Raw genomic sequence first — 7,063 nt, 5'->3', positions numbered from 1 at the left:
GGGGGGGGGGGGGGGGGGGGGGGGGGGGGCCGGGGCCGGACCGCCGTTCCGCTGGTGAGTGCTGATCAGCGGGGTGAGAAGTGCCGGCCGAGTGAATCGGTCATCGCCTCGGCGCTGGTGGCGTTGATCGAGAACATGTGCACCGATGAGGGTTGGCTGTTGAAGGTGAAGGTGGTGTCCCAGGTGAGGGTGACTTCGCTGTCGGTGGATTCGACGGAGAACGTGCCCACGTAGTTCGAGATGTCTCGGACACCGCTGGACTTGTACGTGTAGGAGGTGGCGTTGGAGGAGGTCAGTGTCTCGACCAGTGTGGTGCCGTCACTGAGGACGCGGGTGCGTTTGGTGCCGGTAACGTCGTAATGGGCCCAGAACGGGACGTCGAAACGGGCCGCGTAGCTCGTCACGGCGTCCGCGAGTCCGGCTGGGAATGTCCACCTGCGGGTGAACGCCACCGGTGTGCCGCCTCTGGTCACCTGAAGCGGGATGTACAGCTCGCCGAAGACCAACGCTGAGAGCGCGTCGGTGTCCATGATGCCTTGGGTGTACGTGGTGAACCAGCGGCCGTTCTGGTTCTTGCGGCCCGCGCCGACCACCGCGAGTTGCAGACCGGTGCTGGTCTCCGCGGGAACATCTCGCCTGCCCGGGGTGCGCATCTCACCGCTGACTGTGTGGCCGTAGTGCAGGATGACCGGCAGCCAGTGGAAGGTCGTGCTGCGTGGGCTGGCGACGAGGCGCAGCCGCTCGGCGTACGAGATCGCGGCGTCGACCGAGGATCGGTCCCATGTGGACGCTTTCAGGCTTTCCTTGAGCGCGGTCGTGAGCACGCCGGCTCGGGCCTCCAGGTAGGACGCCGGGAAGCGAGGATCGTCCAAGAGCGCCCGCTCGCCGGAGCTGAGCGCCCAGTCGGGTACGTTGCGGTAGCTGTCGAAACCGCACGGACCCCGAAGCGACTGCAATCGCTGCAGCGGGGACATCTGCCGCAACGTCTTGCCGTCGTTGTGGATCTCCCGTTGCCAGATCACGGTCCCGTCGTCCTTGCAGAGCGCGAGAACGAACGGGTCGATCGGCTCGCCGTCCTGCCAGATCAGGTGGTTGTCGCCGTTCAGGTAGGGCTTCTGGCCGTGTTGGGGCAGCAGGCTCACCCGCAGGCTGTCCGCTCTCAGCTCGTCGACGTGGCTCAGACCGGTGATCTGCGCCAGCTGCTGGACACCCTGAGTCTGAACGGCCCCGCTCGAACTCATCTCGGAGATGGGAACGTAGCCGGACGAGGCGGGCCCGTCGCCCGTGACGAACAGGTCGAGCTGCTGGACGTGCACGCCCAGCGGCGGAAGCTCCTGCTTGGGCTCCCGGCCGAAGACGTTCGTGTCGTGGTCGAGATCGGGTTGCCAGATCACGGACCGGTCCAACCAGTGACCGTCGCCGTCGGCGGCGTGGAGCATGTGGGTGCCTGAGCAGCCGGCCTCGTCGGTGGGCGGATCCGGGTCGGTGGAGAGCTGGATCAGTTCCCGTCCGGCGAAGCGGACCCGGAGAACGAACGTATTCGTGAAGAGCTCCGGTTGGTTGCCGTCTTCCTCGTACTGTCTGCCGTCGCCGTCGGGGTTGGCCAAGAGGAAGGCGGGGTCCGGTGGCCGGTCGGTGTAGCCGCCGTGCGCTCGGTACGGGAACTGCTTCTCGAACTCGCCGAGATTCGCCAGCGAGCCGAGACGAAGCGATATGGCGCGGAGGGCCTCGGGGCTGATTCCGGTCACACGTGCCGTGGCGGCCTGCTGCGCCGCGGCCCAAGCGCCGACAGCGCTCAAGGTTTTCAGCGCACAGACATCCATCCGATCGTTGATGTCCTGGGAGCGGTCCTGCGAGTGGGTGTACAGCTCGAAGAGCTCCCGGACCTCGGGAGGATCGGTGGGCAACGCGTCCAGGGTCACGTTGAACAGGTGCCGTGGATCGACCGGCAGGAATCCGGCGAGTTCGAGGAACGGGCGGATGGCGAGCGACATCAACGGCCAGGACGCGAGCATCTCGATGCCCATCCGGTTGCGGCGGTCGCTCTGCCAGGTCCGCAACTCGTACATCCGGCTCAACCAGGTCACCAGTGCGAGGTAGGCCGCGTTGAACTGCGCCGGAAGGGTGTCGGCGAGTGCGGCGATCTCCGGGTGCCCGCCGGTGGGCAGCGGCGCGCGGGCCGGATCGAACTCGGTGCCCGCGGTCGCGGCGAGCTGGATCTCGTGATCGAGGTCGATCATCGTGATCGCGAAGCGATAGAGGTGTGACATGCGAAGGCGCTGGCCCTGATCGAGCCAGTCCGGCGTGGGATCGGGCGAATGGGCGTCGTTGTTCACCGCGGTGAGGTAGGCCTTGGCACCGCCGAGCTCGGCGACCTTCGCCAGGAAGGCCTCCGCACCATCCGCGAAACCTGCGAGGCCCTCGCCTTCCTCCACGATCTCGGCGATGATCTCGTTGAGGTGCTTGACATCGTAAAGGGGCTGTCCGAAGTCGTCCTTCGCTTGGCGGTCGAAGTTCTTGTCGCGATGGACCGGCGGTGTCGGCAGAAATCCTTCGGCCGCGTAGTTCTGGTCGCTGAACTCACCGACCAGCTCCAGGTTGTCCGCGACCCGGCCCTGGTCGAACGCCTGCTGGTAGAGCGGCTGGATCTGCTCGTTGTACAGATCGGCGATCGACTGGAAACTGACCTCGGCGCTGGAGACACCGACGTCCACCGCGCCGAGCGGCGGTTCCGCTCGCGCCTTCGCTTCCGCGGGGGTGAGGCTGGTGTGGAGCGAGGCGAGCTTCTCCTTCAGATCGGCGTGCTCGCCTTCGTCGGTGACGTCGACAAGCAGGCTTTCCAGCAGGAAGTCCAGTTCGAAGTCGTGCAGGCGGGAGAAGAGATCCGTCAACGCGGATCCGAACGGATCCTCGTCCTGCATCGCGTCGGTCGACTCGTAGAGCACGAAACGTCGCACGTTCGCTGGTGTGAGCCGGTCGACGGGGACTTCGGTACCCGTCGGAGCCGGTGGTTGTGAACCGAGGTGTGCGGTCCAGTCGCCGATCACCCAGTTGCCGCTGCCCGGGTCACGGGGTGGGAGACCGAAGTACGGCGTCGCGCCGAGCCCGCGGATCAGGCACTGGACGTAGTGCAGGTGAATCATCTCTTCGTGCGCGACCTCGAGAATCGCCTGCTTCCAGGCGCGGACTCGCTCGAACTGGATCGCCCGGCGCCTGTTCTCCCGGCCGTCCGGTAGTACCGCGAATTCCTCGGGCAGCGTCTTGAGCGACGCGGCCGCGTACAGGTACGAATTGAGCAGGCAGTGTTCCAGCTGGGCGGCCTGGTGCAGGAGGTCGACCAGCGGATCGGGCGCTTCCGTCCAGTCGGGCGGGAGGTTCTTGTATGTGCTGTACTCACTGACCAGATCGTCGAAGTCGACCCTGTTGTTCGTGGTGTTGATGCGGACCAGTCGGTTTCCTTTGAAGAGGCGGTAGTCGGTGTGGGTGATCCAGGTGGTGGCGTCGATGCCGTGGGTGAGTTCTGTGGGGAGGTTTTTGTAGGTGGGGTGTTCGGTGATGGGGCCGTCGTAGGTGATGGTGTTGTTTTTCGCCGTGTTGATGCAGACCAGTCGGTTTCCTTTGAAGAGGTGGTATTCCGCAGTGGAGATCCAAGTGGTGGCGTCCATGTTTCGGTCCATGGGGTAGAAGGTGGTGGGAACGGGTGTTTCTCGTTGCCGTGGATACCCTGATCGATGGAAAGTTCGACCCTTGTTCCCATGGTGGAGGTCGACTTTTTTTGAAAGTAACTTTCTTTCTCGATTGCGAGTAATCGAGCGTCGTAAATTCAGCATAGTTGTGGGCCGAATGGCTGGTAAGCGACCAAATGGGTTTGCGTGTTGCGCGGCTCAGACTAGTTGGGTGCGGGCCGCGTCATGACGTAGCGTGGCTTTGGTGTGGCAACCGGGGTCCGTAGGGTGTAGGCGCTGCACCGAATGGGTAAGGCATCAGAAAATGCTTACCGTGTCGGTGTCGCAAGTTCGCAAACAAACGCACTTTGCCCAGTCAACGGGGGGATCACCCTTGGTGCCGCGGAACGGCGAAGCGACCGCAGAACGAAAATTTTTCAGTAGTTGCTTCACTCTTTTGTTGGTGCTGCACTACCTGTTGTGTGAGTAATGGATCGTAGGGCGAAGCAACGGGGTGATGAGTTTCCGGCGCACGGGCTACAGCGGGACGTCTTGCCTGGTCGTACCTTCTTGTCGCATGCCAAGGTTGCTGGAGGCGACTGTCATCGTTCGATCCGGAGGGAAAATGATCAGTGCGGGCTGCAAGCTTCCGTGGAGCAACAGCAATGTGGCGTTGATCAAAAGGGCTCAGGTCTGGCACAGCGACTGGCGCGGCACGAGCGTGGACATCCACGAATGGGTCCGGCACAACTTCACGGGCAGCTTGCCGCGCGAGTGGTGAGAGCTGACCAAGTTCACCCACTAAAGCCACCCCTGTAGAGGCTCGTGCTCACCGGCGGCATCGGCGCCGCCCGTGCCCACCTTCCCGCGCCGCTCGCGGAGCGGGTGCGCCACAGCCACTTCGCCACGAACACTGGCAGTGGGAGCCGTCGCGGTAGGCAGCCGGGATCGTACAAGTTCGCACCCAGCGGTTCGGGCGTGTGTCCACGGGGAAAACGGGTACCCGTGTGTATGGATTGCAGCCTCGGAACCGAAGCCGTGGATTTGCCCGTGCGCGTTGTGGCACGCGAATCATGACCACCCTGGCCGATCGGCTGTGGGGCGTGGCATGTGCCTTGCACGCCGACCCGGAAACCGCGTTCGAGGAGGTCCGGGCGGCGGACCGGCTGTGTGCCGAGCTGCGGCGGGACGGGTTCACCGTGGATCGCGGAGTCGCTGGGATGCCGACCGCGTTCGTCGGCCGGGCAGGCACGGGCGATCACCCTCGTGTCGCGTTGCTGCTGGAGTACGACGCGTTGCCGGGACTGGGCCACGCCTGCGGGCACAACCTCATCGCGGCCGCGGGACTCGGTGCGGCGATCGCGGCACGAGAAGCGTTGGGCAGTCGGCCGGGTACGGTTCTCGCGGTGGGAACGCCCGCGGAAGAGGGCGGCGGCGGTAAGATCATCGAGCTCGACGCGGGAGTGTTCGACGGTGTCGACGCGGCGTTGATGTTCCACCCCGGCGTCCAGAACTGGTCCTGGGCCGTGCTGACCGCCCAGGTCGAACTCAGGATCACCTTCCGTGGCCGCGCCGCGCACCCGACCGGCAACCCGACCGAGGGCATCGACGCGCTCGCCGCACTGATCCAGTTGTTCACCACACTCGCGGCGCTTCGGCAACGACTGCCATCCGGCTCGCACGTCCAAGGCATCATCACCCAAGGCGGGACCGCCACCAACATCGTCCCGGACCTCGCCGAAGGACGATTCGGGCTGCGCGCCCTCACCACCGCCGCCCTGGACGCACTGGTCGACGACGTGTCGACAGCGGCCCAGGGTATCTCGACGGCGACATCGACCACTGTGGACGTGACGACGACGCGGACACCGTACGCGCACTTCCGGCCGAACGGACCCTTGTCGGCCTGCTTCGACGAACACATCGCCCGGCACGGCATCACTATGTCGCCGCCGGAGCCCGGCGTGTTCCTCGGTTCGTCCGACATCGGCAACATCAGCACCAGAGTGCCGTCCATTCACCCGTTCGTGGCCATTCTGGACGGTGATCAGTCGGATCACACACCCGAGTTCGCCACCGCCGCGGGCAGCGCACGCGGCCGTGAGGTCATGCTCGCGGCAGCCGACGCCCTCAGCCGCACCGCGATCGACCTGTTGACCCGGCCCGATCTGGTCAGCGCGGCCTGGGACGACTTCCGACAGCGTGCGGCTGAGTGAAGGTTCGGACGGCGCGTCACAGCTCACGGGCTGGCCTGTGGGCGATGCCCCGGCCAAGCGCCGCGCCGAGCGCGAGCATCCCGATCGCCAAGCCGAGGTGCAGCCAGTTGTCCGCGTCGTTGACCGGCACGAAGTTGGCGTCGCTGTCCATGTTGATCACCAGGCCGTACAGCCAGAGAATCAGGTAGACGACGCCACCGCCGATGAGGAACGCCCGGGCACCTGTGGCTGTTCGTGCCATGGCGACGCCCGCGACACCGAACGCCAAGTGCACGAGATTGTGCAGTATGGACACGTTGAACACGTCGAGCAGCAAAGCGCCGGAATGGTGACCGGCGAAGGTGAGCATGTCGTAGTTCGTCGTCAGGCCTGGGATGAAGCCGGCGACACCGACCAGCAGGAACACAATGCCGACGACGAGGGCGGCTTTCTGGACGGGCGTACGCATCGATTGCTGTACCTGCGCCATGACAGCCTCCTGATTGGTGAGCCTGATTGGTGTGTCCGTGCGCCCCGGCTACCCTGGGTGGAACCGCGCAAACGCCAGCGCGAATCCCGGGGTGGTCGGTCTAGGAGGCGAATGGCTGGGTACACGGCGAGCACGAGCTATCGGAGGAGACGTCGTGGCGAATACCGAAACCGGCCAGGTCAGCGGGACCAAGGACAAGACCTACAACATCATCTGGTTCACCGAGGCGTGCCTGAGCAACGTGCTGCGCCTGGAGACGTACATCGAAGACGCGGAGCGCGAAGGCGACGCGGAGCTCGCGGACTTCTTCCGCCGGGCGCAGAGTGACAGCCGAAAGGGCGCGGAGCAGGGCAAGCAGCTGCTCGCCGCGCGCCTGACGAGCTGACAAGAGCCACGTTGTGAAGGCCGGTATCCCAACCGGCCTTCACACGTGTAATCACCTCGAACGCGGGGAGGTCATCGAAATGACCGCACTTCCACCTGATCCGGACCCGAACCGCACACCGGGGCTCGAACCCGGCGGAGGCGTGCGACCCGGTGACACGCCGCCCGACTCGGGCAGCGTGTCCGGGTTGTCGCACCCGCAACCCATGCCTGGCCGTACCGGACCCATCTTGACCTACATCATCGTCGGACTGATCGCGGTGTGTGCGGTCGGCCTGGTGATCGCCCAACTGGTCGGCTTGATCGACGTGCTGTGGTGATCACCCGCA

At 65.1% G+C, this 7,063-nt stretch carries 6 protein-coding genes; 4 read left to right on the top strand and 2 right to left on the bottom strand.

The features are described from left to right. Positions 1–65: 65 nt before the first annotated feature. Entirely contained in the window at positions 66–3,665 is a 3,600-nt protein-coding gene (locus tag ALI144C_RS25100) for a ferritin-like domain-containing protein (RefSeq protein ID WP_168211342.1), read from the bottom strand. A gap of 577 nt (positions 3,666–4,242) precedes the next feature. Here ALI144C_RS25100 and ALI144C_RS55720 point away from each other — a divergent pair. Both ALI144C_RS55720 and ALI144C_RS25095 read left to right on the top strand, forming a co-directional pair. Then, positions 4,243–4,446, top strand: a complete 204-nt coding sequence (locus tag ALI144C_RS55720; RefSeq protein WP_168211341.1) for a hypothetical protein — start codon at positions 4,243–4,245, stop codon at positions 4,444–4,446. Between the two features lie 292 nt (positions 4,447–4,738). After that, a complete protein-coding gene (locus ALI144C_RS25095; protein ID WP_076989564.1) occupies positions 4,739–5,881 on the top strand; it encodes an amidohydrolase in 1,143 nt (380 codons plus the stop codon). A gap of 16 nt (positions 5,882–5,897) precedes the next feature. On the opposite strand, the gene ALI144C_RS25090 is transcribed toward ALI144C_RS25095, so the two are convergent. Beyond that, a complete protein-coding gene (locus ALI144C_RS25090; RefSeq protein WP_076989563.1) occupies positions 5,898–6,350 on the bottom strand; it encodes a DUF4383 domain-containing protein in 453 nt (150 codons plus the stop codon). 154 nt (positions 6,351–6,504) lie between these two features. Between ALI144C_RS25090 and ALI144C_RS25085 the strand changes: the two genes are divergently transcribed. After that, positions 6,505–6,735, top strand: coding sequence for a hypothetical protein (locus ALI144C_RS25085; RefSeq protein WP_202819052.1), 231 nt, complete (start codon positions 6,505–6,507; stop codon positions 6,733–6,735). A 79-nt stretch (positions 6,736–6,814) separates the two neighbouring features. Then, positions 6,815–7,054, top strand: a complete 240-nt coding sequence (locus tag ALI144C_RS25080; RefSeq protein WP_076989562.1) for a DUF6480 family protein — start codon at positions 6,815–6,817, stop codon at positions 7,052–7,054. Positions 7,055–7,063: the final 9 nt, after the last annotated feature.

This window comes from Actinosynnema sp. ALI-1.44 (assembly GCF_001984155.1).
In the GTDB taxonomy this organism is placed as follows: domain Bacteria; phylum Actinomycetota; class Actinomycetes; order Mycobacteriales; family Pseudonocardiaceae; genus Kibdelosporangium.
This window is presented reverse-complemented; position numbering and strand designations above follow the sequence as displayed.